General features: G+C 55.0%; 25 protein-coding genes and 2 pseudogenes. 24 read left to right on the forward strand and 3 right to left on the reverse strand.

The annotated features are described in order from the left end of the window. The first annotated feature begins 104 nt into the window (after positions 1–104). From J5278_RS19675 to J5278_RS19780, 22 genes are all read left to right on the forward strand, one after another. Positions 105–1151, forward strand: a complete 1047-nt coding sequence (locus J5278_RS19675; protein ID WP_209185874.1) for a Gfo/Idh/MocA family protein — start codon at positions 105–107, stop codon at positions 1149–1151. Beyond that, positions 1136–2209: an inositol-3-phosphate synthase gene (locus tag J5278_RS19680; protein ID WP_209185873.1), complete on the forward strand. Its 1074-nt coding sequence runs from the start codon at positions 1136–1138 to the stop codon at positions 2207–2209. The genes J5278_RS19675 and J5278_RS19680 overlap by 16 nt, the downstream gene beginning before the upstream one ends. Positions 2210–2211: 2 nt before the next feature. Then, positions 2212–2820 (forward strand): DJ-1/PfpI family protein, encoded by a 609-nt coding sequence (locus tag J5278_RS19685; RefSeq protein ID WP_209185872.1) that lies wholly within the window; start codon positions 2212–2214, stop codon positions 2818–2820. 8 nt (positions 2821–2828) lie between these two features. Then, positions 2829–3323 carry an SDR family oxidoreductase gene (locus tag J5278_RS19690; protein ID WP_209185871.1) on the forward strand — a complete coding sequence of 165 codons (495 nt, stop codon included), beginning with the start codon at positions 2829–2831 and terminating at the stop codon, positions 3321–3323. A 49-nt stretch (positions 3324–3372) separates the two neighbouring features. Then, on the forward strand, positions 3373–4452 hold the full coding sequence (locus tag J5278_RS19695; RefSeq protein WP_111223089.1) for an IS630 family transposase: 1080 nt from the start codon (positions 3373–3375) through the stop codon (positions 4450–4452). Between the two features lie 278 nt (positions 4453–4730). Further along, on the forward strand, positions 4731–5135 hold the full coding sequence (locus J5278_RS19700) for a RidA family protein (RefSeq protein ID WP_209186989.1): 405 nt from the start codon (positions 4731–4733) through the stop codon (positions 5133–5135). Further along, positions 5132–6091 (forward strand): carbohydrate kinase family protein, encoded by a 960-nt coding sequence (locus tag J5278_RS19705; RefSeq protein WP_209186988.1) that lies wholly within the window; start codon positions 5132–5134, stop codon positions 6089–6091. The genes J5278_RS19700 and J5278_RS19705 overlap by 4 nt, the downstream gene beginning before the upstream one ends. Beyond that, the gene (locus J5278_RS19710) at positions 6088–6636 is read left to right on the forward strand and encodes a hypothetical protein (RefSeq protein WP_209186987.1); all 549 of its coding nucleotides are present in this window, start codon (positions 6088–6090) and stop codon (positions 6634–6636) included. The genes J5278_RS19705 and J5278_RS19710 overlap by 4 nt, the downstream gene beginning before the upstream one ends. A gap of 22 nt (positions 6637–6658) precedes the next feature. Beyond that, positions 6659–7540, forward strand: a complete 882-nt coding sequence (locus tag J5278_RS19715) for a hypothetical protein (protein WP_257623482.1) — start codon at positions 6659–6661, stop codon at positions 7538–7540. Positions 7541–7559: 19 nt separating this feature from the next. After that, the gene (locus tag J5278_RS19720) at positions 7560–8111 is read left to right on the forward strand and encodes an MTAP family purine nucleoside phosphorylase (protein WP_219258893.1); all 552 of its coding nucleotides are present in this window, start codon (positions 7560–7562) and stop codon (positions 8109–8111) included. A gap of 85 nt (positions 8112–8196) precedes the next feature. Beyond that, positions 8197–8649, forward strand: a complete 453-nt coding sequence (locus tag J5278_RS19725) for a transposase (protein WP_142832485.1) — start codon at positions 8197–8199, stop codon at positions 8647–8649. After that, positions 8646–8999: an IS66 family insertion sequence element accessory protein TnpB gene (gene tnpB / locus J5278_RS19730; RefSeq protein ID WP_209207799.1), complete on the forward strand. Its 354-nt coding sequence runs from the start codon at positions 8646–8648 to the stop codon at positions 8997–8999. The genes J5278_RS19725 and tnpB (J5278_RS19730) overlap by 4 nt, the downstream gene beginning before the upstream one ends. Before the next feature lie 61 nt (positions 9000–9060). Next, the gene (locus tag J5278_RS19735; RefSeq protein ID WP_219258326.1) at positions 9061–10731 is read left to right on the forward strand and encodes an IS66 family transposase; all 1671 of its coding nucleotides are present in this window, start codon (positions 9061–9063) and stop codon (positions 10729–10731) included. Between the two features lie 102 nt (positions 10732–10833). Further along, the gene (locus J5278_RS19740) at positions 10834–11091 is read left to right on the forward strand and encodes a hypothetical protein (protein WP_374109203.1); all 258 of its coding nucleotides are present in this window, start codon (positions 10834–10836) and stop codon (positions 11089–11091) included. Then, on the forward strand, positions 11088–12293 hold the full coding sequence (locus J5278_RS19745; RefSeq protein ID WP_209186984.1) for an adenosylhomocysteinase: 1206 nt from the start codon (positions 11088–11090) through the stop codon (positions 12291–12293). Before J5278_RS19740 ends, J5278_RS19745 begins: the two co-directional genes overlap by 4 nt. 22 nt (positions 12294–12315) lie before the next feature. Then, a complete protein-coding gene (locus J5278_RS19750; RefSeq protein WP_209186983.1) occupies positions 12316–13509 on the forward strand; it encodes an adenosylhomocysteinase in 1194 nt (397 codons plus the stop codon). Positions 13510–13520: 11 nt separating this feature from the next. Beyond that, the gene (locus J5278_RS31640) at positions 13521–13898 is read left to right on the forward strand and encodes a histidine phosphatase family protein (protein ID WP_209186982.1); all 378 of its coding nucleotides are present in this window, start codon (positions 13521–13523) and stop codon (positions 13896–13898) included. Positions 13899–13971: 73 nt separating this feature from the next. Then, positions 13972–14355, forward strand: coding sequence for a transposase (locus J5278_RS19760; protein ID WP_209187039.1), 384 nt, complete (start codon positions 13972–13974; stop codon positions 14353–14355). Then, positions 14352–14696 (forward strand): IS66 family insertion sequence element accessory protein TnpB, encoded by a 345-nt coding sequence (tnpB, locus tag J5278_RS19765; RefSeq protein WP_209187038.1) that lies wholly within the window; start codon positions 14352–14354, stop codon positions 14694–14696. The genes J5278_RS19760 and tnpB (J5278_RS19765) overlap by 4 nt, the downstream gene beginning before the upstream one ends. Positions 14697–14769: 73 nt before the next feature. After that, the gene (locus tag J5278_RS19770) at positions 14770–16368 is read left to right on the forward strand and encodes an IS66 family transposase (RefSeq protein WP_209187040.1); all 1599 of its coding nucleotides are present in this window, start codon (positions 14770–14772) and stop codon (positions 16366–16368) included. Positions 16369–16704: 336 nt separating this feature from the next. Further along, the gene (locus tag J5278_RS19775; RefSeq protein WP_209187045.1) at positions 16705–17889 is read left to right on the forward strand and encodes a hypothetical protein; all 1185 of its coding nucleotides are present in this window, start codon (positions 16705–16707) and stop codon (positions 17887–17889) included. 300 nt (positions 17890–18189) lie between these two features. Beyond that, positions 18190–18555: a winged helix-turn-helix domain-containing protein gene (locus tag J5278_RS19780; protein ID WP_209188303.1), complete on the forward strand. Its 366-nt coding sequence runs from the start codon at positions 18190–18192 to the stop codon at positions 18553–18555. Positions 18556–18764: 209 nt separating this feature from the next. Here J5278_RS19780 and J5278_RS19785 read toward each other — a convergent pair whose 3' ends face one another. Next, entirely contained in the window at positions 18765–19802 is a 1038-nt protein-coding gene (locus J5278_RS19785) for an IS110 family transposase (RefSeq protein ID WP_209188302.1), read from the reverse strand. A gap of 69 nt (positions 19803–19871) precedes the next feature. Between J5278_RS19785 and J5278_RS19790 the strand changes: the two are divergent. Then, a pseudogene (locus tag J5278_RS19790) lies at positions 19872–20441 on the forward strand (IS630 family transposase); the annotation flags it as partial. 15 nt (positions 20442–20456) lie between these two features. Then, a complete protein-coding gene (locus tag J5278_RS31040) occupies positions 20457–20897 on the forward strand; it encodes a hypothetical protein (protein ID WP_247749503.1) in 441 nt (146 codons plus the stop codon). Positions 20898–21666: 769 nt separating this feature from the next. Here the strand turns inward: J5278_RS31040 and J5278_RS19800 are convergent. Together J5278_RS19800 and J5278_RS19805 are read right to left on the reverse strand one after the other, a co-directional pair. Next, a pseudogene (locus J5278_RS19800) lies at positions 21667–22283 on the reverse strand (hypothetical protein). 403 nt (positions 22284–22686) lie between these two features. Beyond that, entirely contained in the window at positions 22687–24507 is a 1821-nt protein-coding gene (locus J5278_RS19805; protein WP_209186942.1) for a PAS domain-containing protein, read from the reverse strand. Positions 24508–24668 lie beyond the last annotated feature (161 nt).

Consider the following 24668-nt stretch of genomic DNA (forward strand, 5'->3'; position numbering starts at 1 on the left):
TAGTAGAACCGCATGTAAAAAACTTCGATTGTCGCTCGAATTAAAATCAACGATGCTTCTCGACATTGGCACAACTAAGGCGGCGGTAGGCAGCAATGAAGTGCATGTTAATAGGCACGGGATTTGGCGCACAGCATGCGCTCTGGTTGTCACAGTTTCAAGGCATCGAACTTTGCGGACTAGCCTATTTTAGTGATCGGGATCAGGCGTTGGCCGTGCAGAGTAGGTACGGCATCGTCGAATTGAGCGATGACGCCGGCTCGATGATATTGAGTGGGCGGTACGATCTAATCGTAATTACCTCGCCGCCCAGCACTCATCTACACCTGATGCGCGTCGCCGCCAAAGCAAGCGTTGCGGTGGTATTGGAGAAGCCTGTCGCTGAGAGCGTGGAAGTAGCCGAAGAGATCGGTATGATTGCACGCGCTACCGGGAAGCCTGCATATATTTTTTTCCAATGGCGCTTACATCCCGCAGTTCAAAAGTTGCGAGAGTTTGTTATCTCAGGAGAATTCGGAGTGGTCACGCATTTTGACGCGGACTTCTGCCACGACTTTCTCGGTGGAAATCACACACTTTGGCCTTGGCGACATACCGCAGGCAGCGCTGGGGCTGGAGCACTTGCAGATATGGGAGTCCACTTATTTGATCTCTTGCGTTTCATAAGCGCCGAAGAATGGTCAATCAAAAGCGCCGACCTCGGTGTCGCTCATCCCATGAGATCGGCCGAAGGCAAAGATATAGAATGCGATGCCGACGATTTTGCCAACGTCTATCTAGTTAACGCAGCGGAAGCTAGGACGGCGCGAGTTTCAGTATCGAGGGTCGCCGTTGGCACCACTCAATTGTCATTCCGAATGTATGGCCCGAACGGAACTGCGGCGCTCCTTATAAATGTTGCAAACGGTAACGGATGCCTCCAGTTCGAAATACGGGGAAGCAGCAAAATCGAAGAGACTTATACCGGCGGACTCAACCCTTACGATTATATTATTCCCGCAATTCAGGCAAACCAAAAGGTTGGATCAGTCGTGCCAGCTTCGATAGCAGATGGAATTGCGGCACAGAAACTTATGTGTGCGTCAGTTCATGCAGGAAAGAAAATCAGTACTTCCTTGTCAACGGAGATTCTATCATGTCAAGTGCAGTAAAGCTTGCGGTCGCAGGAGTAGGGAACAATATTTCTGCCTTATACCAAGGCGTGTCCTATTATAGACAGATGTGCGCCAGTGGTCGGACAGAGGAAGCCTCTTACGGCATTCGGAAAACTGTTATTGGCGATATCAATGTGTTTGATGTTGAGTTTGTTGCAGCTTACGACGTGAGCCAAACGAAAGTCGATAAGCCATTTACCGAAGCAGTTCTCGCGGCCCCCAATAACTATCCCATCCTTGACGTCGATCTGGCTCAATATAGCTTTAAGGTGGAGCATGGCTTCACTTCGCATACTGCCGATTCAGATTTGGCGATGGCCCATGTAGTCAAAAGCTTGAGGGATTCTGGGGCTGAAGTTCTTCTTTACTCTCTCCCAACGGGCCTTCAATGGGCCGCAGAGCTTTATGCCAAGGCTGCGCTTATGGCCGGCGTCGCGTTCGTAAATTGTACCCCCGAAAGTATCGCGAGAATGCCCGAACTCTTAGCGCAGTTCGAGGGTGCCGGAATTCCATGTGTAGGCGACGATCTTGCGAGCCATCTTGGAGCCTCCATCGTCCACCGTTCTCTGCTGCAGCTGTTTGGTGAGCGAGGCATTACACTAGACAGTTCCTATCAATTGAACTTCGGCGGCAATGAAGACTTCCGAAATCTGCGCGACCACGGTGCAAGCAAAGGAGAATCGAAAATAAATGCACTTCGGCAGGAGGGACTTGACACTTCGAAGGTCCATATCATTCCATCCGCCGGATATGTTAGTCACCTGAACGATAACAAGATTGCGATGATTAATGTCGAAGGTCTCGGCTGGGCTGGTCGCCCCGTCTCTATCGACTTGAAACTGAAAGTTCAAGATTCAAGCAACGCTGCGGGTGTGATTATTGATCTAATTCGGATCGCTGCGTTAGCAAAGCGGCAGAAACTTGGTGGCTTTCCACTTGCCGCTGCAAGCTGCTTAAAGTCCCCGGCCGTAGGGCACGAGCGCTATTCGAAAGCTCAGCTCGAAGAGTCATTCGACCGGCTTTGCTACGGCGCCAATGTTGCGGCGGCCCAGTAACAATGGAACCGGCGACTATTAAGAAACATACGTTTAGTGGTCCGCCGCACATCGTTATTTTGGCTTATGACGGCGTGGACGAACTTGATCTGTTCGGGCTGTATTCCATCCTCGCTAAGGCGCAGGATTCGATCGCGTCTTTGCAAATGATGGCGCTTAAAGAAGTGGTAACCAGCTCGGGAGGTGTGCAGTTCGCTGCCCAGCTCCTGAGCTCGGACATAACCGGGTTCGAAATCCTTGTTGTACCCGGTGGTAAAGGCGCAAGCGCTGTGGCGCACTCGAGCGAACTGGCGTCCACTATACGTTCAGCCCGAGATCGCGGCGTTTGGATTTGTTGCTGCTGTTCTGGTGCATTGATAGTGGCTGCCGCACTGAGACTATCGCATGGACGGCTTGCAATCCACCAGGGAAAGCGGAACGCACTCAGAGCTATATTCGATGGTGAAATCGCGGCTGAGCTTGTCGACTGCGACGGCATCGCTTCGATCGGTGGAACGACCTCGCCTTTGGTGAAGTCGGTCAACCTCGGATTTTACATATTGTCTCAGCTGAATCCTACCCTTCCATCCGAGGTGTCGCAGCGCACCGAAATAGAGTGGAGGCGCCGGTGATGCGTCGCATGGCAACACAGGATGAAAAACTACGTTGGGTCGTTGTTACTGGTGCAAGTCGAGGCATCGGAGAAGCAATAGCCCGAAGCCTCTGGTGCGCAGGTTTTGGGGTCATTCTTTGGGCCCGGGACGCTACACGCCTCGAGGCCATTGCGAATGACATTTCGCCGGACGGATCCAGGCTTCACTGGGCTAGTGCGGATGTTGGGGATCCTCAGCAAGTCGGGCTTGCTGTCGATCGTAGTATTCCGGAGGGTATTAGATTAGCGGGGCTCGTGTTGAATGCAGGGCACGGACGATGGCAATCTCTATCGCAGCTTGGTCACGAGGAATGGGTAAATACCCTTGAAGGAAATCTTACAGGTGCCTTCGTGACTATCAAAGCGCTATTGCCGCTTTTCGATTTTCCTCGCTTCCCAATTGTTATGGGCATCCTTTCCGACTCTGTATTGAGCGCATTTCCAGACCGTGCTGCCTATGCTAGTGGTTACCGCCTGACATAAGAGTCCTGTATGGGATTCCATTTGCTGGGTTGGCATGCGAGTCTGGCGCATGCGCACAGGAATATCGTTCACCGTTTCGCCAACAGATCACCAACGCCTGATGGCCTTGACCAGGGATCGCAATGCGCCCCAAAAGCACGTCTGGCGGGCCGAGATCATCCTGCTGAGTGCCGATGGCGTCGGAACTGTCGAGATTATGCGCCAGACCGGCAAATCGAAGACCTGCGTATGGCGCTGGCAAGAGCGCTTCGCCACAGAAGGCGTCGAGGGTCTCCTGCGCGACAAGACGCGGCCGTCGCGTATTGTGCGGCTCGGACCCGATGTCGCCGAGCGTGTGGTGGCCCTGACGCTGGCTGATCCGCCGGGCGAGACGACGCACTGGACGGCCGACATGATGGCGACGGCCGCCGGCATCAGCGCCAGCGCAGTCAGGCGTATCTGGAAAGCGCATGGCCTCGCACCTCATCGGTGGCGGCAGTTCAAATTGTCCAACGACCCGAAATTCGTCGACAAGCTGCGAGACGTTGTCGGCCTCTATGTTGATCCGCCAGCCCACGCCGTCGTGTTGTCGGTCGATGAGAAAAGCCAAATCCAGGCGCTCGACCGCACCCAGCCGGGCCTGCCGATGAAGAAGGGTCGGCTCGGCACCATGACCCACGACTACAAGCGGCACGGCACAACCACGCTGTTTGCCGCCCTCAACGTGCTCGACGGCACCGTCATCGGCCGCAACATGCAGCGTCATCGTCATCAGGAGTTCATCCGCTTCCTCAACGCCATTAACGCCCAGGTGCCGGACGACAAGGCCGTCCACGTCATCCTCGACAACTATGCTGCCCACAAGCATCCCAAGGTGAGAGCCTGGCTCGACCGTCACGAGCGTTTCACCTTCCACTTCACTCCGACTTCAAGCTCATGGCTCAACGCGGTGGAGGGTTTCTTCGCCAGGCTGTCGAAGCGGCGTCTGAAACGCGGCGTTTTCCATTCCGTCGTCGATCTCCAGGCCGCCATCAACCGTTTCCTCGTTGAGCACAACAAAAAGCCAAAGCCCTTCACTTGGACCGCCGATCCCGACAAAATCATCGCCGCCGTTAAACGCGGGCACCAAGCGTTAGATTCCATCCACTAGCGCCAAATCTGGTCTTGAAATGCTGCTTAGCACGTTTCGTCGCGAATATAGGACGCGGGGAGCAAGGGTCTGCCAAGTCTATCCAAGTAGGGTTGATACATATTTTTCTGGCGGCCACCAGGCAGCACGACCGGGAACGCGGCCGAACGGGTTGTCTGCGACACAGATCGCGGAGGCTGCGAAATGGGTATTTGAGGCTCCGGATATGGTGGAGATCCGAGCACTATATCTCTCATCGATTAAGGCAACGTTTGGGTTGGACGAGGAGTGCTTTACTGATGGCCACTGAACGGGCTACTCTTTTACCAGCGGGTCATTCCAAGCCAATTGGGCGCTACTCCCCTGGTATGGCGGTAACGTTTTCAGCCGGATCGCGGCTTATATTTGTGACAGGTCAAATCGCAACTGACGGTGCCGGAAATGTGGTATGTGAGGGTGATCCCGCCGGACAAACGCGCGTTGTCTTTGAGAGAATTGAGGCAATCCTTTCAGAAGCCGGGGCCGACCTGTCTGATCTGGTTTCATTGACGATATATCTTTCAGACCTTGCAAACTTCGATGCAGTCTCACGTATCAGGAACGAAATTGTAGGTAGTCCCGCCCCGTCGAGTACATTGCTTGAGGTTTCCGCCCTCGCAGAAAAAGGTTGCCTCGTTGAAATCAGCGGGGTTGCCGCCAAATGACATTCGTTAATCAGCGCATTGATCGGCAATTGAATTTCAGCCGTCTTCTGGAAGTTGCTCCTAAGACAAAAGTACTTGTTATAGGTGCCCTTAACGTCGACGAAATTTTCTTTTTGCCCAGCGATTTTCGTGATGATAGTGCTACATACGTGGCTGGTAAGCAGGTTGTAGCCGGGGGGCATGCCGGTAACGCTGCGAGCGCATTTGCTCAACTCGGTATGCAGACAAGCATTCTTGGCGCTATAGGTGTCGATTCAGCAGGGTCATGGCTGTTGGACGATCTTTCCCAACGTGGGATAGAAACCAGCCTAGTCCGTGTGGTCAATGAACCTACTGGACGCGCAATTATCCCGGTATTCTCAAATTGTCATTTCATGATTCTGGAACGGGGTGCCAACGAACATCTGGGTGATATTCCAAATGAGGCCTTAGCGGACTTCGACGCCATTGCACTTTTCGACCCGCCCTTGAGCTTCCTCAAGCAACTGGTTTCGCTACTCGAAGCTAACGTTGAACTCCCCGATGTTTATTGGACACCCGGTGGACATTATGCCTCCCACGAAATTACCTCTCGGCTTCTTCCTTTAGTACACTGCATCTTTCTAAACAGCGCGGAAACGGAAATCGTCAAAAAGCTGAAGCCCAATCCCCTCTCCTCCGCTCATCGAACAACTGTCGTTGAGACCCGGGGAGCGAAGGGAGCGGCAGGTTTTCTTAACGGCGAGTCGTATCTAATTCCAGGATTTGCAACCGAATGCGTTGATCCCACTGGGGCCGGGGACTTGTTCGCATCTTGCTTCATTTTAGCGGATAAAGCGGGGCTTACAATCAGTGACTGTTTAACGGTTGGGAACGCCGGCGGGATGATTGCAGTCGAGACCATAGGCGCTCGCTCCAGCAAGTTCGATTTGGACTACCTTCTTGACCGCCTTTATACGAGAAAGTCCTCGCCATGAGCAAAAACACCGAAGCCACAACGATCCAATCAAATCCGAAAAGTAGTGCAGATGGCTGGCGGGGCGTGATTGGAAAGGACTTCACCCGGGCCAGTGCTTTGAGGGTTGTGCAATCTATTTTGGACGCTTCGCCATCGGGTCCGGCTCGCCAGAAAATCCTTATCGCCTTCGACAGTTGTACGCTGAGCAGGGAGGTGGCCGAAGACGCGGCCATCGCTGTGCTGCGGTTGCGAAAGATTGTCCCGGTTTTGGTCCGGTTTTTGCCAACGGCCACAGCATCATTTCTCACTGCGAATGGGTTTGATCTCGCTATCCTAGTGACAGCAAGTCACAATCCTCCCAACTGGAATGGAATAAAGTTAAAGGTTGCCAACGGCTTGCCAGCCTCTCAAGAATTAGTGGCAGCAATTGACAAATGTTTGTCGTCCACCTGTAGAGGAGACTCGGAAGCTCCAGAGTCTGCGCGAGGCCATTCAATAAATATCGAAGAGGCTGACGAATATATTGATTTGCATCAAAAATATTCTGACGCGAACGCGTGTTAAGCACCGACCCTTCAGGGTGGTGGTGGATGGACTGGGTGGTATTGGCGAATTTGCAATGGTGCGGCTAGGGGCCGAATTGGGCTGGTACGTAATACCTTGCGGTGGGAAGCCCTCCTTCACCTTCGGAGGCGCTTCGCCAGATCCGTCTAAACCCGAAGCGCGTCAAAGAACGCGCTTGCGCATTTTGCAAGAGGGTGCGGACTTCGGCATAGTACTGGATGGAGATGGCGACCGCATCTACACCTTGGATGAAGCAGGAAACACCATTCTGCCGCACGACTTAATGGCATTGATTCTTCGCCATGAAATCGACGCGGGATCCAGAATCTCAAGGGTCGCGATCACACAGTCGACAGGAATGTCTATTCGGCTCGCCGCCGCACACTTTGGGGTGGCTTTGTCCGAAACACAAATCGGGTTTAAATACCTGGCGCCGATGCTACTAAGCGGTGACGCCGATATCGCAGGTGGTGCAGTCGGCGATCTTGCCGTTCGCGGTTGGTCGACTGACCGTGATCCATTCGCAATCGCAACACTTGTTTCTGAAATGCTGTCCTCTGGATCGACTCCATTGTCTTGCCAAGTCAAGGAAATGCACGATCACTTTGGCACAGCTAGACTGGTTTGGTTAGAAAACTTCTTCGAAGTACCGGTTCTACCGACGCCCGCTCAATATGCGGGCATCCTCTCCAGACTTGGGACTGCGCTCGAGTTCACGGAATCAAGATTAACTGAACTTGTGGGAGGTACCGTTCGACTGACGAGTAACGACAAACAGTGGCTGATGTTTCGCTCATCAACCACAGAACATGGTGTTCGACTTTATGGCGAAGTCACTAATCTTGCAAAAATGTCGGTTCCGGCGATCGCCGTGAAAATCTTATCTGAACTGCAACCCCATTAGAACCATTGAGGAAATAGTCATGCCTCCAGTCTTGGGAATCATAGGCGGAACAGGTTTCTACAAGCTTTTCGACGACGTCGTTGAGGTAGAAGTAGAGACGCCATTTGGACAACCTAGCTCGCCAGTTAGTATAGGAACGATCAATGGACGCGAGGTCGCATTCCTACCGCGCCATGGAAAGAACCACGACTTTCTGCCATCTGAGGTCCCTTATAAGGCAAACCTCGCGGCGTTAAAGCAACTCGGTGTTAGCCAAATATTAGGCTTTAACACGGTCGGCAGTCTCCAAAAAAGCTATAGAAAAGGGGACTTTGTTGTCACAAGCCAGTTCGTGGACAGAACAAGAAGGCGCGAAGATACAATCTTTAGTGGCAAGCAAGGTGCGCATATCAGCTCCGCGTTTCCATATTGCGAACGTATGAGGGCTGCAGCAATTTCGGCGCTGAAAGACGCTGATGTACCCGCCCATCCTGAGGGTACGGTTGTCGTCATTGAAGGGCCGCGATTTTCGACCGCCGCGGAAAGCAAATGGTTTCATGACCAAGGCTGGCATACCATTAATATGACGTAAGCGCCGTCTCCGCCCCATTGGATTGGGTGTATTTTGAGGCTTGCTGCATATGCGAGAAGGTTTCCAGTTGTATCTGGAGATTTTCATGGCAGATGATGGATTTGTTGGTCGCTACGAAGTTGTCGAGCCGCGCCGCGGAAACCGGCGTTGGCCGGATGATGTGAAGGCGCGGATCGTGGCGGAAAGCTTTGAGCCTGGTGTTCGCGTTGTGGATGTCGCGCGCCGTCACGGCGTTATAGCAAACCAGCTTTCCGATTGGCGACGTCAGGTGCGCGACGGCATTCTGGTGCTGCCGTTTGCGGCGGCAACGACGCCGTCGGAGCACGATGGTATCGAGCCGGCATTCGTGCCTCTGGCAATCGCTGCGGATGCGCCTGAGCCTGTCAATCGGTTGCCGCTGCCGAAGCTGGCCTCCGACGGGCCGAAGGTGCAGGTTTTGACGTTGGAGATTGGCTCAGACGTTGTGATGCGGGTTCCGAACGATGTGCCCGTTGAACGGGTCGCCGCTCTGGTTCGCGCTGTGCGAGGAGCGCCATGATTGTCGCGGGCCAACGACTGCCGATCCTGATCGCAACGCGTCCGGTGGACTTCCGCTGTGGGCATCAGGCGCTGGCTCTGATGGTGCAGACCGAGTTGAAGCTCGATCCACATTCCGGGATTACGGTCATCTTCCGGTCGAAGCGCGGAGATCGTCTGAAGATCCTGGTGTGGGATGGCAGCGGAATGGTGTTAATATATAAAATTCTGGAACAAGGCAGCTTTGCTTGGCCCAAGGTTCAGGATGGAACGATGCGTCTTTCCAGGGGTCAGTATGAGGCCATGTTCGAAGGTCTGGACTGGCGACGGGTGATGGCGCAACGGGTGAGTGCGCCGTCTGCAGCGGGGTAAATTCTGGCGGCTCTCGCATTGTTTTATTTGGATTTTTGATGCCATTTTGCTATAAAGTGGCATGTCGCAATCCTTTGATCTCAGCTTGTATCCGGACCTTCCACCAGAGGTCGCCAAAGCCTTCGCGGAGATGCAGTTCGAGCTGTCGGTCGAGCGTGCAGCACGTCAGCACGAGCAGGCAGTTGTGGCCGAAAAGGATGTGTTCATCGCCGAGTTGAAGGAGCTGATCGAGACACTCGAGGGTCAGGTTCATGAATATCGGCGCGCGAAGTTCGGGCCGAAATCGGAAAAGCTTGATCCGGGGCAGATGGAACTGGCACTGGAAGACCTTGAAACGGCGATTGCCGAAACACAGGCGCGGATCGCCGCCGTCGAGAAGAAGATCGAAGCCAGCGCAATCAATCCTGGAGAGGTTGGCGATCCGGACAAGGCCGTTTCTCGCAAGGAGCGTAAGGCCCGTGCACTGCCTGAACACCTGCCTCGGGTCGAGCGCGTGATCGAGCCCGAGAGCATCGTTTGCCCCTGCGGTTGCGGCAACATGGTGCGGATCGGCGAGGATCGGACGGAACGGCTCGACCGGGTCCCGGCACGCTACGAGGTGATCGTCACGATCCGCCCGAAATACGCATGTCCCAAGGGGCGAACTGGCGTTGTCCAGGCCAAAGCGCCTGCACATTTGCTGGAAGGGAGCTGGCCGACCGAAGCCCTTCTGGCGGAGATTGCCGTCTCCAAGCATTCCGAACATATGCCGCTCAACCGGCAGGCCGAGGTCATGGCACGACACGGGGTGCCGATAGACCGCACGGTCCTGGCCGATTGGATGGGGCGCACGGGCAGCGAAATCCGGCCGGTGGTCGACCATATGGCTAAACAGCTCCTGTGGGACAGCACGCGGCTCTATGTCGATGAGACGACCGCCCCGGTTCTTGATCCGGGGCGAGGCAAGACGAAGACGGGTTATCTCTGGGCCGTGCTGCGTGACGACCGCGGCTGGAATGGCTCTGCGCCATCAGGCGTGGTGTTCCATTATCGGCCTGGGCGTAAAGGCGAATATGCCGCTGAAATCCTCGACGGGTTCAACGGCACGATCCAGGTCGATGCCTACGGTGGTTACTCTCACCTTGCCACGTCGGAGCGTGTGGGCGGCGATCCCTTGAAACTGGCTTTCTGTTGGGCACACGGGCGCAGAAAGCTGATCAAGGCCACGCCGAGGAGCGGATCACCCATCGTTGATGAGGCGCTCATTCGCATCGCCGCGCTCTACAAGATCGAAGACAGTATTCGAGGCAATGAGCCCGAACATCGTCGGGCAGTCCGACAGGAGTTGTCGCTCCCGCTGGTGGACAAGTTCTTCACATGGATCGCGGCTCAGGCTGCACGTGTCTCACGCAAGTCAGATCTTGGAAAAGCCTTGGCATACATGCTGACGCGGCAAGACGGCTTCAGATTGTTCTTAGACGACGGCCATGTCGATATTGACTCCAACCTGGTGGAAAACGCGATCCGTCGCCCGGCCATGAACCGCCGCAATGCGCTCTTCGCCGGCCACGATGAAGGGGGCCGAAATTGGGCCCGGTTTGCCAGCTTGATCGGCACATGTAAAATGAATGGAATTGAGCCTTACGCCTATCTGTGCGACCTCTTCACCCGCCTCGCAAACGGCCACCTCGCCAAAGACATCGATGCCCTAATGCCTTGGGCCTATGCCGCCCGCATCAAGTCCTCACAATGAGCTCGTCAGATACTCGTCGGTGAGCTCACATCCGGCCCCAAAGGCAATACTATCAAGCCGCTGCAACTGAAAAATCAATGGGGCGTGGACGCCGCATACAATATGACGCAATATCCGGAGGTGGTGCTGGCCAGAGAGATGGAGCTTTGTTATGCGAACATCTCCTACATTACCGATTACGACGTCGCCGCGAAGGAAGTTATCGCCGATGAAATCGCGAAACCTGTTTCGCATCGCGGCGTCCTGCAGGCATTTGCCGCTGATAGTCCCGCGATCTTGAAGGTGGTTCGCGCCATGGTCGATCATGTAACGGGCCATCCGAATTGTGGCTGCTCTTCTCTTGAAGAGGCACGCACATGAATTCGCTGGACAAAGAGCTTCTGGAAGCCGGTAGGCGTGCACTGAGTAACGCGGCAAAAGAAATGCCGGTTCTGAACGGTTTACTGGAATACGCGACTAGCTCAAGGCCGCTCGAAGGAGCACGCATTGCCGGATGTGTTCACCTCACTAAAGAAACGGGAGTCCTGATCAATCTTCTCCAGGTTGCCGGAGCAGAAATCGTGTGGACTGGAGGTGACGAGGTCTCTACCCAGAACGAAATTGCGGCTGTATTGCGTCAAAGAGGCGTCACGATTTTCGGTTGGCGTAACATGCTGACAGCCGAAGTCCAAGCTGCCCTGAGAAGCACCTTGGATCACTTTGTAGATGGCCCCACTATCATCATCGACAACGGAGCCAGATTGGTGAAAGCTGCGATTGATGCGCCGGAACGCTTTCCTAATTTGAAATTTCTGACCGAGAAAACGACAGAAGGGTGTGCAGAGCTTAGGGAGATCGCGAAGCGCCAAGTACTCCCATTTCCGATTCTATTAGTCAATGATGTCGTCACGAAATGGGAAGTGGACAATACTTTCGGCACTGGACAGTCGACAGTAGATGGAATTCTGCGAGCGACCGGAAAACTTCTTGCTGGTAAAGTTTTTGTAGTTTGCGGCTTCGGTCACGTCGGTCGTGGGATTGCCCTACGAGCAGCAGGACAAGGCGCACGGGTCGTAATATGTTGCCGTTCGGCCGAAACAGCAATTAAGGCGACGTTAGCAGGATATGAAGTGCTGCCCTTGGAAAAGGCTGTCTCAAAAGCCGATATTCTCTGCACAGCGACGGGAGTTCCAAACGTAGTACGCAGTGAGCACCTAGCTCTTGCTAAACATAACATCACGCTCTGCAATACCGGACATTCGGTTACTGAAATTGATGTCAGTGCCCTTGAGGCTATGGCCACGGCAAGAACGATCCGTACTGACCTCGTTACATCCTACACTTTGGCAAACGGAAATGAGCTAAATCTGATCGCGCGTGGCGGACTTGTTAACCTAGCTGCTGCTGCCGGTAACCCAAGTGAGGTGATGGACGTAACGTTTTGCAATCAGGCACTTTCCGTATTTGGAGCACAATTCGCACAAGGCGCGCTCGAGCCCAGATTGCATGAAATATCAGATGAACAAGATGAAGATGTGGCCGCTCGGAAGCTCCATGCGATGGGCCTGCGTTGCGACGAGTGAAGCGAACTGCAGAGGAGGTTACATGACCATACATGACGAAACTGGGCAAATAGATATGGCAAACGTGCGGCGAGCTCGCGCGACCACCGAAATGCCGGTGCTCGCTGCCATTAGCAAAAATTACCGAACAGAGATACCTTTCACCGGCGAAAGGATCGCTCTATGTGGTCACATCACGGAAGCAACGGCCGTACAGGTGGATACGCTACGAAGATTAGGTGCAGAGGTCGCGTGGTGCGCATCTAGCACGTCGACGACCGACGAAGGAATTAGGTTGGCCGTGATAGCCGACGGTGTTTTTGTTACAGGACGAAAGGGGATGTCAACCCAGGAATTAGATGCTGGCGTTAGGATGGTCCGAGATTACTGGCCGAGCGGACCAACTTTGATACTTGATGAAGGCGCACGCCTGATTCGAGACTTTCATTTGCCTGGATGTCAAACACCATTGCCACGGCTTGCGGCCGAAAAGACACCCGAAGGAATTTCGGCAATTGCCGGGACCCCCCTTAGTTTCCCAGTGCTAAAAAGTGATGATTCACTGGGGAAACGGCTTGTCGACAATCCACATGGAACTAGTCAGTCTCTTATCGCAACAATCCTGGACGTAACTCAGAAACTATTGGCGGGGAAAGTATTTCTTGTCTTTGGTTTTGGTCGAGTCGGCGCGGGATTGGCAGAAAAAGCACGAGGACTGGGCGCTCGCGTAATCGTTGCAGAAACTCGTCCCACGCGAGCGCTAATTGCTGCGCTAAGTGGGTTTGAGGTCAGCCCCTGTATGGAGTCGCTGCCTCTCGCCGACATAGTTTGTACCGTGACTGGGAGACGCGGGGTATTAGGTAGGCCGCATTTCGACCTTCTCAAAAACGGTGTCGTTCTCGTTAATGGTGGTCATTTACCTTTTGAGATCGACGTGGCAGCACTTAAGGAACAGGGGGCGGAACGGCCTTTCTCTCACGGCATGAGTGCGCATGCCCTGTCCGAAAATAGAACAATCTATTTGGTCGCGGATGGACACATCGCCAACCTCACCGTCGGAAAAGGAAATCCCAATGAAGTCATGGACGTGACGTTCGCTAGTCAAGTCATGGCTTTGGTTCACGCGAAAGGTCGAGAGTTCGAAGCGCGTCTCCACGACCTTCCAAAGGACAGTGAATCAGAAGTTGCGCACTATGTGGCGGAAACCTTGGGGCTTGACGTTTCTCGGCTTGCGTAGGGGCATAGAAAATGCGTGAGAGAGGCTCGACTGGAATTAGCTATTGCCCTTTGCCTGTGACATTCAGGCTTGCGATCGTGCGTCACGGCCAAACCAGAGCGAATCTTGAGGGTCGATTTTCTGGAAAAACCGAAGTTAATCTCACGCCTCTAGGACATAAAATGGCGGAGGCTGTGGCCGAGAGCCCATTAATGGCACATGCAAAACGCATTTTTTGTAGCCCGCAGCGTCGGGCGGTCACTACTGCGGGAACGGTTGCCAGGAAGCTCGCATTGCCAACTCCAACAGCACACGACGGGCTTCGGGAACTGGAGTTTGGCGATTGGGAGGGTTGCCGTCCTGCGGAGGTACAAAACACTGTTGCATACGAAAGGTGGAAAGAAAGGTAAGCGCTAAGGCTACCCCACGTAGCATTGAGCAGGAAAATCGCTCATTTTCAGTGTGAATCATGCTGGGAAACCTATGAGTGAAGATATGAATCAGGGTCGTACGTTCGAAATTCTGACGGCTGATCCTGTGCGAACGCGGCGGAAGCCGAAGTTGTGGTCAGACGAGGAGAAATCTCAGATCTTGGAGGAAGCGCTTGCTCCTGGCGCGAATGTGTCTGCGGTTGCGCGTGCTCATGGAATGGACCCGTCGCAGCTTTTTGGTTGGCGGCGAATAGCGCTTGCGTCTGGTTCGGTTCAGCGCCTGAGCGCAGCCGGAGATGGCGAGGCCTTTACCCGTTTCGAAGCAGTCCGAACGGACACCGTCGAGATAAAGGTTGGCGACGCGACACTTCGCGTCAGCGCCTCGATCGATCCGGCGCTGCTGAGCGGCATTGTCAGAGCGGTACGGCAGGCATGATCGCTTCGGGTGTCGTGGTCTACGTGTCGTGCCAACCGGTCGACTTCCGCAAAGGAGCCGCGTCGCTGATGGTCCTGGTGCGGGATGGCGGCCTTGACCCCTTTAGTGGCGCACTTTTTGTCTTCCGGTCGAAGCGAGCAGACCGGATCCGGATTGTTTGGTGGGATGGGACAGGTGTCTGCCTTTACGCAAAAATTCTTGAGGAAAATGGCTTCTGCTGGCCAGGGCAGTCCAGCGCCCGTATCCGTCTCGACCATGCGCAGTTGATGGCACTTCTAGCCGGAATGGATTGGAAAAAGATCCATCCCGTCCAAGTGCGCCGACCACTGTCAACGGGCTGAATTGCCTGCGACAAGATGAATCATGTCGCTGTAAGTGTTGGGAAATCGGCCGCTTTTGTGCTTTACTGGCATCATGATTTTACCCGGTCCCGCCCTTCCCGACGACGTCGATGCGCTGAAAGCGATGATCATCGCTTTGAACGCGGAGAAGGCTGCGACTGATGCTGAAATCGCTCGAATGAAGGTTGCCCAACAGAAGGCCGACGAGCGGATCACCAATTTGACGGCAATCTTAAAGGTTTTGCAGCGTGCTCAAAAAGGAACGCGCTCCGAGCGTCTGCGGCTGGCGATCAACGACGACCAGATCGACTTCGCCTTCGAGGAGGTCGAGACTGACCTTGCCGCGATTGATCGTGAACTCAGCCAGGTCGGCAGAGAACGACCAAAGAGGCAAGCCCGTCCTCGCAAAGGTTTTGCAGCCCATCTGGAGCGCATAGAGGAAGTCATCGAGCCGGAGATCCCAGAAGAATACCAGGGCTTGGAGAGGGTTCTGATCGGCGAAGATCGATCAGAGCGGCTCGATGTCATCCCGCCGAAGTTCAGGGTCATCATCACACGCCGCCCCAAATACGCGTTCCGGGAGCGTGACGGTGTGCTACAGGCTTTGGCACCCGCGCATATCATCGAAGCTGGCCTGCCGAGCGAACGGTTGCTGGCCTATATCGCTGTCTCCAAATACGGCGACGGTCTTCCGCTTTATCGCCAGGAGGCGATCTATCTGCGCGACAGCGTGGTTCTCAGCCGCTCCTTGATGGCCCAATGGATGGGGCATCTGGGCTTCGAGCTGCGGATCCTTTCGGATTACATCTTGGAGCGTATCAAAGCCAGCGAGCGGATATTTGCGGACGAGACGACCTTGCCGACGCTGGTTCCAGGCTTTGGCAAGACAATGACGGCCTGGTTATGGGCCTACGCTTGCGATGACCGACCTTTTGGCGGGTCTGGCCCGCCTATGGTTGCCTATCGCTTCGAAGTCAGCAGGGGTGGGAAGTGTGTCGCGCGTCATCTCGAAGGCTTCAGCGGCATCCTGCAGGTTGACGGCTACTCGGCCTATACCAGCATGCTCAAAGAACGCGCCAAGTCCGGCAGCAATGAAACGATCAAGCTGGCCGGATGTTGGGCGCACGTCCGCCGCAAGTTTTATGAACTGCACGTCGGTGGCATCAATGACGCCGCGACAGCGTCGATCACCGCGATGACGGGACTTTGGCAGGTTGAGGACGAGATCCGCGGCAGCGACGCCGAGACCCGCGCAAGGCGTCGTCAGGAGACGTCCGCTGGCATCGTCGCCGATCTCTTCCAGGTGTGGGAAAAGGAGCTATCCAAAGTCTCCGGGAAGTCCAAGACAGCCGAGGCAATCCGCTACGCTCTGACACGCCGAGAGGCGCTGGAGCACTTCCTGAATGATGGCCGTGTCGAGATAGACTCCAACATCGTCGAACGCGCGATCCGGCCACAGACAATTACCAGAAAAAATAGCTTGTTTGCGGGAAGCGAAGGCGGTGGAGAGACTTGGGCAACGATCGCCACACTCTTGCAAACAGCGAAAATGAACAACGTCGATCCGCTTGCCTGGCTTTCCCAGACGCTGACGCGCATCGCAAACGGTTGGCCCGCCGCCGATATCGAGCTGCTAATGCCCTGGAATTATAAGGCAGACGCTGTCGGCTAAGCGCTTACAAAGAAAGTCCTTTCTTATTTGGTCCACCAAATGGTGAGGCCGGGCTGGTACTGCTTAGCCGAGCATTTAACGCACTCTGCCTCGCGTTAAATTCGGATCCGGACTGCGCAATCGTCACCCACAAATCGCCGGCCCGCCTATTATCAGCTGTGCTGACAAACAGTAATCTACACCGGTTTCGAGACCTTCCGGGCTACTTCGTTTCATCCGTCACTTACATTGAGATGGTTGACGGAAGGCTCTGTCGTTTCGTTCCGCCAAATGTAGATCATTTGCCAACCGCATGGCGGTCCGACCCCGATCGTCTCTCCCCAGAAGGAAAAACAAATGCAGATTGAACGCCCAATTTCGGCTCCAGTCCTTTTGTTGGGATTCAGCCTAGCACTTCTCCACATGCCAAGCGGCATCCCGGCTCCGTTTTACCCGCTCTACGAAGCTAGATTCGCCATTGGATCGATGACAATCAGCATGTTCTTTGCGACCTATATCTTGGGAGTGGTGCTCGCCCTGCTGCTTGCACCGAAGCTAACGTTCTTTCGCTATATTCTAGTTTTCTCTTGCCTCTTATCTGTCCTTGGAGATCTCGTATTCTTACGGGCTGGGAGCGTTTTCGAGATTTACATGGGCCATTTAATACACGGTCTGGTGCTTGGCGTGTTTACATTAGTGATCCCGGTGGTGCTCGGCCGTATCGATTTTTCTGGAAGTTCAAAAATTGCGGGGAGGATTACCACGTCTGCTAATGCTATTGGATTAACTGCCGGTCCTCTTTGGAGTGGTTTGATGCTTGCGTATGTGCCTTCCGGAGATAGCTTGATTTGGTGGCTCCAAATCGGAATGACAGTCCTGGTAACGCCATTTATGCGGCTTAACCTAAGCAGAGGCGATCAAATCGCGTCAAAACTGAATGCTTCTCTCAAGTATCGTTGGCGAATTTTTTTTGAAGACCGACTAACTATCGCTGCTGTAATAGTGGGATTTGCATCATTCGCTTCTGGCGGCCTTCTGGCGGCACTTGGTTCTGTTCTCGCAAGCAGTGTGATGTTAGAGTCAAACTCCGCAATTCAGGGTTTCGCCGTCTCAATCGGCTTTGCCATGTCTGCTATTGCAGGCGGTCTTCACTTGCGCCGGTCGGACGCATCAACAATTTTTGTTGGTGTTGTTTTCATAGCGCTGGGAGTTGTCGGCTTGGCAATTGCGATCACGTGGGCTCACCTCCCCGTTTTCTTGCTCTCCGCTGGCATCTGCGGCGTTGGCCAAGGTTTGGGACTGCAAGGCGCGACTCAAGCTGTTGCACACCGGAGTTCGGCAGATCAAGCTAGTAAGTCAATCTCGTCCTTCTTTCTAATCTGCTATTCTGGTACCGTCTGCGCTAGTTTCGGTGTGGGTCTGATTATAGCCGCCAGTGACCTTGAAACCGCGAGTGTTCTATTTTGTGCTTTTCTCCTATTAGTATGCATTGTTGGTATAGCAATTATACCAAAAAACAAAGCAGCAACCTTCGGCCGATAGTAGAGCAACACCGCAGATGAAGGGCTTTGGGCGACTTGGCGACTGATACCAGTCGTCGGTAAGGCTGACTCTCTTGGGGGTTCCCGACGGCGGGCGAATCTGAATCTGTGGTGCAAACTGGAGGTTTGCGATGGGTTCAGCGCTTTCGTTGCGGTCGGATTTCGACGGGGTCAGGTTGCGGCGGCTGGCTCGTCAGACACGCGATGCCGATCAGGCGCGGCGGCTTCTTTCGCTCGCATCGATCTATGACGGCGGTTCACGCGCCGATGCCGCTCGGCTCGGCAGCGTGACAGTCAGATCGTGCGCGACTGGGTGGTGCGCTTCAATGCTCGCGGTCCCGACGGACTGATCAACGGCAAAGCTCCGGGAAAGCCCTCTCTCCTGAACGACGAACAGCGATCGGCCTTGGCGACAGCCATCGAGCGCGGACCTACACCCTATCTGGATGGCGTCGTTCGGTGGCGTCTATGTGATCTGGCCCAATGGATTTGGGAAGAGTTCCGCATTTCGGTGAGCGAGGAGACCTTGGGTCGCGAAGTGCGGGCCATGGGCTATCGCAAGCTCTCGGCTCGCCCAAGACATCATGCGCAGGATCCGGAGGCGGCCGAGGCATTTAAAAAACGTATGGCTCGCCCCGTCTGCAAGCGCTTTATGATCGATGTTTGAACAAGTCTGCGCCAACGTATCCGGTCTCAGGGAAAACCCTGGCCAAGATGGAGCTCCGCGCATTTCGATCCTCATAACTTCCTCGGCGGCTTGCGCCATTTTTTTAACCAGGATTTCGAAATGCCGTTCGACAGTCAGGCCATCTTTCACAACCACATGCAGATATCTTCAGCAGCGTCCGCCAGCGGCGATCGTTGCTGATTATTTGGTTATGCTTGGATTATCGAACCCAAGCCGTTTTCTTTGTAGGGACGGCCGCTTTGCAACACAGCCCACACGATACGCGCTAACTTTGCTGCGAGTGCAACGATCACTTTGTTCTTGTGAGCGCGACCAAGTAGACCCCGTAACCAGTCGCCAAGAGGCGTCGCAGATTTGGAAAGCATTGGAAGAGCTGCGCGCGCGCCGTGGATGATCATCTTTCTTAGATATCCATTTCCTCGTTTGGTGATACCAAGCAATTTCGGTTTCCCCCCGGTTGTTATCTGTCGTGGCACAAGGCCTAGCCAAGCCGCCAGGTCTCTGCCGCGTCCAAAGGTTTGCGCATCCCCAACTGACGCAACCAACGCAGTTGCGTTCAGAGGTCCAATGCCGGGGATAGTGGCTAGAAGCCGGCATGGCTGATCAGACCGGGCATGGGCTTTGAATTCATCGTCAAATGCTGCGATGCGGCGGTCCATCTCACTCCACTGTGCACGCATATCCGCTATGAGGGTTATTGTCCGGCGACTGAGGGTGGGCTTTCCTTCATCAGTTTTCATGTCAAGCCAGATCTCGAGCTTACGACGACCTTGCGGAACGGTAAGGCCGCGCTCCAAGAGGATCGCTCGCAGTTGGTTGATCAAAGCAGTCCGTTCCGCGACGAGACGGTCACGCGCACGGTGGAGGGTCTGCATATCCAACTGGTTTTCGTCCTTGATTTCCACGAAACGCATCGTCGGACGCGTAGCCGCTTCCGCTATTCCCTCTGCGTCGCGGTCATCATTCTTTTGAGCCTTTATGTAAGGACGCACATATTCGGGTGACATCAGACGAACATCATGACCTTGAGACTGAAGTTGCCGACCAACATGGTGGGCGCCACAGCACGCTTCCATCGCCATTATGCACGTCGGCAGAGTTGAGCCGAGTTTGATGACACCCTCTCGACGCAACCGTCGCCGAAGTACGACTTGGCCACGCTCGTCAAGTCCAACCACACTGCAGCTATTCTTTCCAAGATCAATTCCTAACACAGCTATCTGCATTGCTCTGCTCCTTGTTAAGTCTCTTCATGCAAAATGCACGATGTGGGAGGGAGGGGCGAGCCATTCCATAACTTCCCCGCCGCAGTGGCAGAAATTGCCGCCGGATCGGCCCAAGGAAAGCGCCTAGAGATTTGGTTTCAGGATGAAGCCCGGATAGGCCAGAAGAACAAGATCACCCGCCGCTGGGCCAAGCGGGGAACAAGGCCGTCCGCACCGCACGACCAGCGAACCCGATCGGCCTATATCTTCGGTGCCATCTGTCCCAAACAGGGCAAGGCTGCCGCTCTCGTCATGCCGTGGTGCGACACCCATGCCATGAACCAGCACCTCATCGAGATATCCCGCAATGTCGCCGATAACGCACACGCCGTGCTCATCATGGACCAAGCCGGATGGCATATGTCCAACAATCTCGTCGTCCCAGGAAACATCACCATCCTGCCACTGCCGCCCAAATCACCTGAATTGAACCCCGTTGAAAACATTTGGCAATTCATGAGGGACAACTGGCTCTCAAACCGCGTCTTCAAGTCCTACGAGGATATCGTCGATCACTGCTGTTACGCTTGGAGAACGCTCCAGCAACGTCCATGGAAGATCATGTCAATTGGCCGACGCCATTGGGCGCAAGGGTTCTGATCAATGACAGTTGGTATGAGCGACATCGAAGTTACGACTTCACCGGCCACAATAGAGGTTGTGACCCATCCTTTCCTTTTTCTACAGAGTAAGCGGATGCATCAAATTCGGCCGGCAGCAGCAAAACGGTCGGCACCAGGGCATGCATCTTACCCTCAGAAAGAAAGAACCGTGACCGCCAGGCAGAAAGCATCCTTCAGCCGCAGGCGCGCTCGATGCTTTCATTCACGAATTCAACAACCAGCGACCACAGAAGCGCTCGACATGAAAGCCCTTGCCGACATCTACAAGGTATCGACAAGAGCATATAGCGGCTTGCTGGACATCAAATATCCCTTCCATGATCGCGATATCCTGGTGACCAACTGCGGCCGTATCTGCATGCATCGCAAGAAGATAAACATCTCAACCGTCGAAGGAAGTCGGCATCTGGCTCGTCAGCTTCATGCAACATGATCTGGGATATGTTGATCTGCAACAGAGAATTTAGCAAACCATCGACACCCGGTTCCGCAGCACGAGGTTGTCACCTGTGTCTCCGGGTCGAACAGCTCGTGGGATCTGTCGCCTTGAACGGATAAGAACTTACGACCTGCAAATCTCCACTGAGCTCATCACGCTTAGTATCCATCATAGTGTTCTCTATGATGGATAGGAAAGCAAAGAATGAGAAGTGATTGCGAGCTATTGCTGCAGTCCAATAATGTGAACCTGGCGATCCGTTGATCAAGGCGCCGAGTTCATCGATACAGAATTAGACCGAAAGAGCGGCGGGTTGGCCTTGAGCAGTTAAACATATGCCGCCCGGATCAAATCGGCGGCCCTCTCTCCAATAGGCTTGCTCGCAAACCGCAGTGGCGTCGCCTGATCCCTGTAACCCTTTTCGCCGAGGCCGAAGGCGAGAAAGGCAAGATGACGAGGACGTGGTTCTCGCACCGCGACGATCCGATATTCACATGGGCGGGCCTCTGGCGCGTCAGCGATGAGTGGGGCCTGTATACAGCGGCGTGATGACCGACGCGAACGAGGCGATCAAGCCTGTCCACAACCGAATGTAAGTCCTTCTCCAGCAGCTCTAATACGAACAATGGCTTCAAGGTAGCTTCGAAGAGGCACTCGCATTCCAGAAGCGGGTGTTCCCGCCGAATTGATCGTGTTGGATCGCACGAGCGAACTATGGTCCCGAAGGAAGGCGTCCGATACGCCAACCCTGTGGTAAGCAGCGCTACCGCAGCAGCCCGTCGAGGTCGAACTCGGCCCAGTCGTAGAGAGATACGGAGACGTCCTCCGATTTCGTGCTCGCCGACGAATTTTCGGACTGCTTTTACAAAGAGCGCATCAACTTCGCCTTGAACTCCGCCCGACGGCGGTTCTCGCCGCCGTAGCGATGGCGTCCTCTCTCCATTCGTCGACCGCGCCGCTGTCCAAGAGTTCTTCGACGACCTTGGCGTCAAAGACATGGAAGGCAATCTGGCGCGCACGGCCCGCCAGTCTCACAGTCCTTGTTCCCGCGCTGGGTAGGCGCCCGTCCGCTTGCCAGCGGTGCCTCTCGGCGGGCCTGATTGTCCTGAATCTCGCGGGAGATCATGGGGAGGGTTTCGATGTCCTTCATCGCCGATGAGACAATGCCGACTGCGGCCTTGAATTCGGACTTCGCATCTGGGGGCATCGAGAAAACGCGCTCCCCCGCTTCGAGAACCATCAACTTCTTCGACGACACCGGGAGCCACGCCCGCATGTCCGGGAATATACCGCGCGAGCGGACGGACAAACGAACGTTGCCCTTGATGGAATGGCCCACGTTCTCAAGAGTTCGACGTCGTTCTCCGGCCTTTTTGGCATGGATTGCAAATGGGTTCAGCATCTGTTTAAGTAAACGGGGGTCGGCATCGGCTGGCGCGAGGATAGAGGGCCTCGAAACAGTCCGCATACGGCATATTCTTCGCGAGACGCCTGTTGTAGTCCAACGCTCCGTCATCCCACCAGACCTCACCTCGCTCGCTGAAAGCTGATTTTGCATCGTTTACTCGGCTCCGCGCTTCTACAGTGGCATCATTTTGGTACTTGACGTGCGGACTGCCCTGCGCGCTGACATGAGGTCGCCGACAAATCGCGCCCGGTCCTCCGCCGATAGGCCCGAGTTGCTCTTTCGCCAGAGGCAACCTCGGACAACGAAGTATCTGCCGTCAGGTAGCTGGGTAGCCGTCCGCCTTCGCCTCTATCGCCCTTACATCCGCGGCATCCGTCACCGCAACATCGACGTTCCATGGCGGTCGGACGCGGCTTCGATCTGGGCCATCGACGCGCTCATCCGCAGTTCCAGGCCTGCGGGATGGTAGAGGACATCGACCGATCCCATCGAACCAAGGCTCGACTTGATCAGTCTCGAGCCGAAACCCTTGTGTTCCGGAACCGCCACCACTGGACCGCCTGTCTCCGACCATTTTAGGTGAAATGCTTCCCCGTTGTCTTCAAGGGCGACCGACCATTCGATGTCTACGTACCCGTGGTCATTCGACAGGGCTCCGTATTTCACGGCGTTGGTCATCAACTCGTGCAGCACGAGGCCGAACGACATTGCGGCTTGTGGTCCAAGTACGACCCTCTTTCCACGAACCCGTATGCGGTCGCTGTCTTGCATGCCGATGTTGCATACGGTGTTGGCAACGACATCGTTGAGCGCTGCGCCTCGCCAGTCGTCCTGCGTCAGGACATCGTGCGCCTTGGCGAGCGCTGCCAGGCGGGCATGGAGCTTCTGACCCGCATCTTCGATCGACGACGCGTGGCGCAAAGACTGCGTCGTGATCGCCTGCACCACGGCAAGGGTGTTTTTGACGCGATGCGCCAGTTCGTGCATCAGCAACTTCTGTGTCTCTTCGGCCCGCTTCCGATCGGTGATCTCGACCGCCGCACCCGAGAACCGAATGGGTGCTCCCGCACCGTTCCTGATCAAACGTCCACGAGCATGGACCCAGCGAACACCGCCGTCTGGCTGAACAATCCTGTATTCGGCCTCGAAGGTCGGTTGACCGCAAAACACCCTTGCAAGTTCGGCTTCGAACTCCGGCATGTCGTCGGGGTGGAAGTTCCGGGTGTATTCCTGGAGTGGTGCTCCAGCTACCGCCCGCTCTGGTTCGACCGTATAAATTTCGGCGAAATTCGGGTCGGCGTAAATCAGGTCCGTTTTCAGGTCCCAGTCCCAGATGCCTACCATCGTTGAGGCACCGAGAGCGAGTTGGAGGCGCTCCTCGCTTCTCGCAAGCCTGTCCTGCATCGCCTTGAGTTCCGTGATATCCAGGGATACCCCACACATCGCCACTGCCTGTCCGTGCTCGTCGCGAACAAGCTGACCGCGCGCAAGCACCCACGAGATGGTATCGTCGGGACGGACGACGCGGTACTGGACATCATAGTCAGCGCCGTTCTCCATCGTTTTGTTAACAGCCGACAGCATCGTCGGCAGGTCATCTGGATGGATGGCGCTCAGGAGATCGTCGTAACTGAACGAATGGCCCCCGTCGCGGCCGAAGTTTTCGCGGCACACGTCAGAGGTGTCGAGGACCATGGTCTTGAGATCGAGTTCCCAGTAACCGAGACTTCCGGCCTTGAGCGTGTCTTTCATACGCCGTTGTGATCGAAGGGCGGCTTCTTCCGCTTTCTTCGTGCCGGTGATGTCGCGAGATATGGACAGGATGCGGTCCGGCTTTCCGTCTTCTCCCAAGATCGGGGATACCTTGACCTCCCACCATCTTGGATTGCCCTTGACGGTGTCCGCCGTGCCGATGAAACCCTGACTTTTGCCAGCCCGTGCGGAAGCCAGAGCGTCCAGAGCCGCCTTGTTGCCTTCGTCCTTCCAAAAATCCGGCCAAGGACAGTTTCGGACGGTTTCGAAATCGTCGACCTCCATCACCCTCATGCCGCCGGCGCTCATGAATGTGATGTTGCCGTCGAGATCGATAACCTTGATGCAGTCGTCACATGCGGAGAGTATTTCCGCCACGAGCGCTACGTCCAGTGTTTCCGACCCGTCGATCACGAGCGAAGTGCGCTGGGATACCCCTGTCATTTCGTCGCCAATCGGTTGGACTCAGGAACAATGGTTTTCAGGGACATCGGCAACCGTTTCATCATGGAGTGCGGGGGTAGCCGGGCAACGGCGGTATATGTTTTTTCACGTAAGATTGCCAAGCCGCTAACGCAATAAACGAGCGGTGCTGCAAACTCGTC

Source organism: Rhizobium sp. B21/90, from assembly GCF_019355815.1.
In the GTDB taxonomy this organism is placed as follows: Bacteria; Pseudomonadota; Alphaproteobacteria; order Rhizobiales; family Rhizobiaceae; genus Rhizobium; species Rhizobium rhododendri.

Excerpts from the sequence above, each read along its gene's own strand:
- J5278_RS19740 (WP_374109203.1), top strand. The coding sequence starts at position 10,834 with ATGACGCAATATCCGGAGGTGGTGCTGGCCAGAGAGATGGAGCTTTGT.
- tnpB (WP_209187038.1), top strand. The coding sequence starts at position 14,352 with ATGATCGCTTCGGGTGTCGTGGTCTACGTGTCGTGCCAACCGGTCGAC.
- J5278_RS19785 (WP_209188302.1), bottom strand. The coding sequence starts at position 19,802 with ATGCAGATAGCTGTGTTAGGAATTGATCTTGGAAAGAATAGCTGCAGT.
- J5278_RS19710 (WP_209186987.1), top strand. The coding sequence starts at position 6,088 with ATGAGCAAAAACACCGAAGCCACAACGATCCAATCAAATCCGAAAAGT.
- J5278_RS19700 (WP_209186989.1), top strand. The coding sequence starts at position 4,731 with ATGGCCACTGAACGGGCTACTCTTTTACCAGCGGGTCATTCCAAGCCA.
- J5278_RS19805 (WP_209186942.1), bottom strand. The coding sequence starts at position 24,507 with ATGACAGGGGTATCCCAGCGCACTTCGCTCGTGATCGACGGGTCGGAA.
- tnpB (WP_209207799.1), top strand. The coding sequence starts at position 8,646 with ATGATTGTCGCGGGCCAACGACTGCCGATCCTGATCGCAACGCGTCCG.
- J5278_RS19775 (WP_209187045.1), top strand. The coding sequence starts at position 16,705 with ATGCAGATTGAACGCCCAATTTCGGCTCCAGTCCTTTTGTTGGGATTC.
- J5278_RS19690 (WP_209185871.1), top strand. The coding sequence starts at position 2,829 with ATGGCAACACAGGATGAAAAACTACGTTGGGTCGTTGTTACTGGTGCA.
- J5278_RS19720 (WP_219258893.1), top strand. The coding sequence starts at position 7,560 with ATGCCTCCAGTCTTGGGAATCATAGGCGGAACAGGTTTCTACAAGCTT.
- J5278_RS19760 (WP_209187039.1), top strand. The coding sequence starts at position 13,972 with ATGAGTGAAGATATGAATCAGGGTCGTACGTTCGAAATTCTGACGGCT.
- J5278_RS19680 (WP_209185873.1), top strand. The coding sequence starts at position 1,136 with ATGTCAAGTGCAGTAAAGCTTGCGGTCGCAGGAGTAGGGAACAATATT.
- J5278_RS19750 (WP_209186983.1), top strand. The coding sequence starts at position 12,316 with ATGACCATACATGACGAAACTGGGCAAATAGATATGGCAAACGTGCGG.
- J5278_RS19735 (WP_219258326.1), top strand. The coding sequence starts at position 9,061 with ATGTCGCAATCCTTTGATCTCAGCTTGTATCCGGACCTTCCACCAGAG.
- J5278_RS31640 (WP_209186982.1), top strand. The coding sequence starts at position 13,521 with ATGCGTGAGAGAGGCTCGACTGGAATTAGCTATTGCCCTTTGCCTGTG.
- J5278_RS19705 (WP_209186988.1), top strand. The coding sequence starts at position 5,132 with ATGACATTCGTTAATCAGCGCATTGATCGGCAATTGAATTTCAGCCGT.
- J5278_RS19725 (WP_142832485.1), top strand. The coding sequence starts at position 8,197 with ATGGCAGATGATGGATTTGTTGGTCGCTACGAAGTTGTCGAGCCGCGC.
- J5278_RS19770 (WP_209187040.1), top strand. The coding sequence starts at position 14,770 with ATGATTTTACCCGGTCCCGCCCTTCCCGACGACGTCGATGCGCTGAAA.
- J5278_RS19695 (WP_111223089.1), top strand. The coding sequence starts at position 3,373 with ATGCGCACAGGAATATCGTTCACCGTTTCGCCAACAGATCACCAACGC.
- J5278_RS31040 (WP_247749503.1), top strand. The coding sequence starts at position 20,457 with ATGAGCGACATCGAAGTTACGACTTCACCGGCCACAATAGAGGTTGTG.
- J5278_RS19745 (WP_209186984.1), top strand. The coding sequence starts at position 11,088 with ATGAATTCGCTGGACAAAGAGCTTCTGGAAGCCGGTAGGCGTGCACTG.
- J5278_RS19675 (WP_209185874.1), top strand. The coding sequence starts at position 105 with ATGTTAATAGGCACGGGATTTGGCGCACAGCATGCGCTCTGGTTGTCA.
- J5278_RS19685 (WP_209185872.1), top strand. The coding sequence starts at position 2,212 with ATGGAACCGGCGACTATTAAGAAACATACGTTTAGTGGTCCGCCGCAC.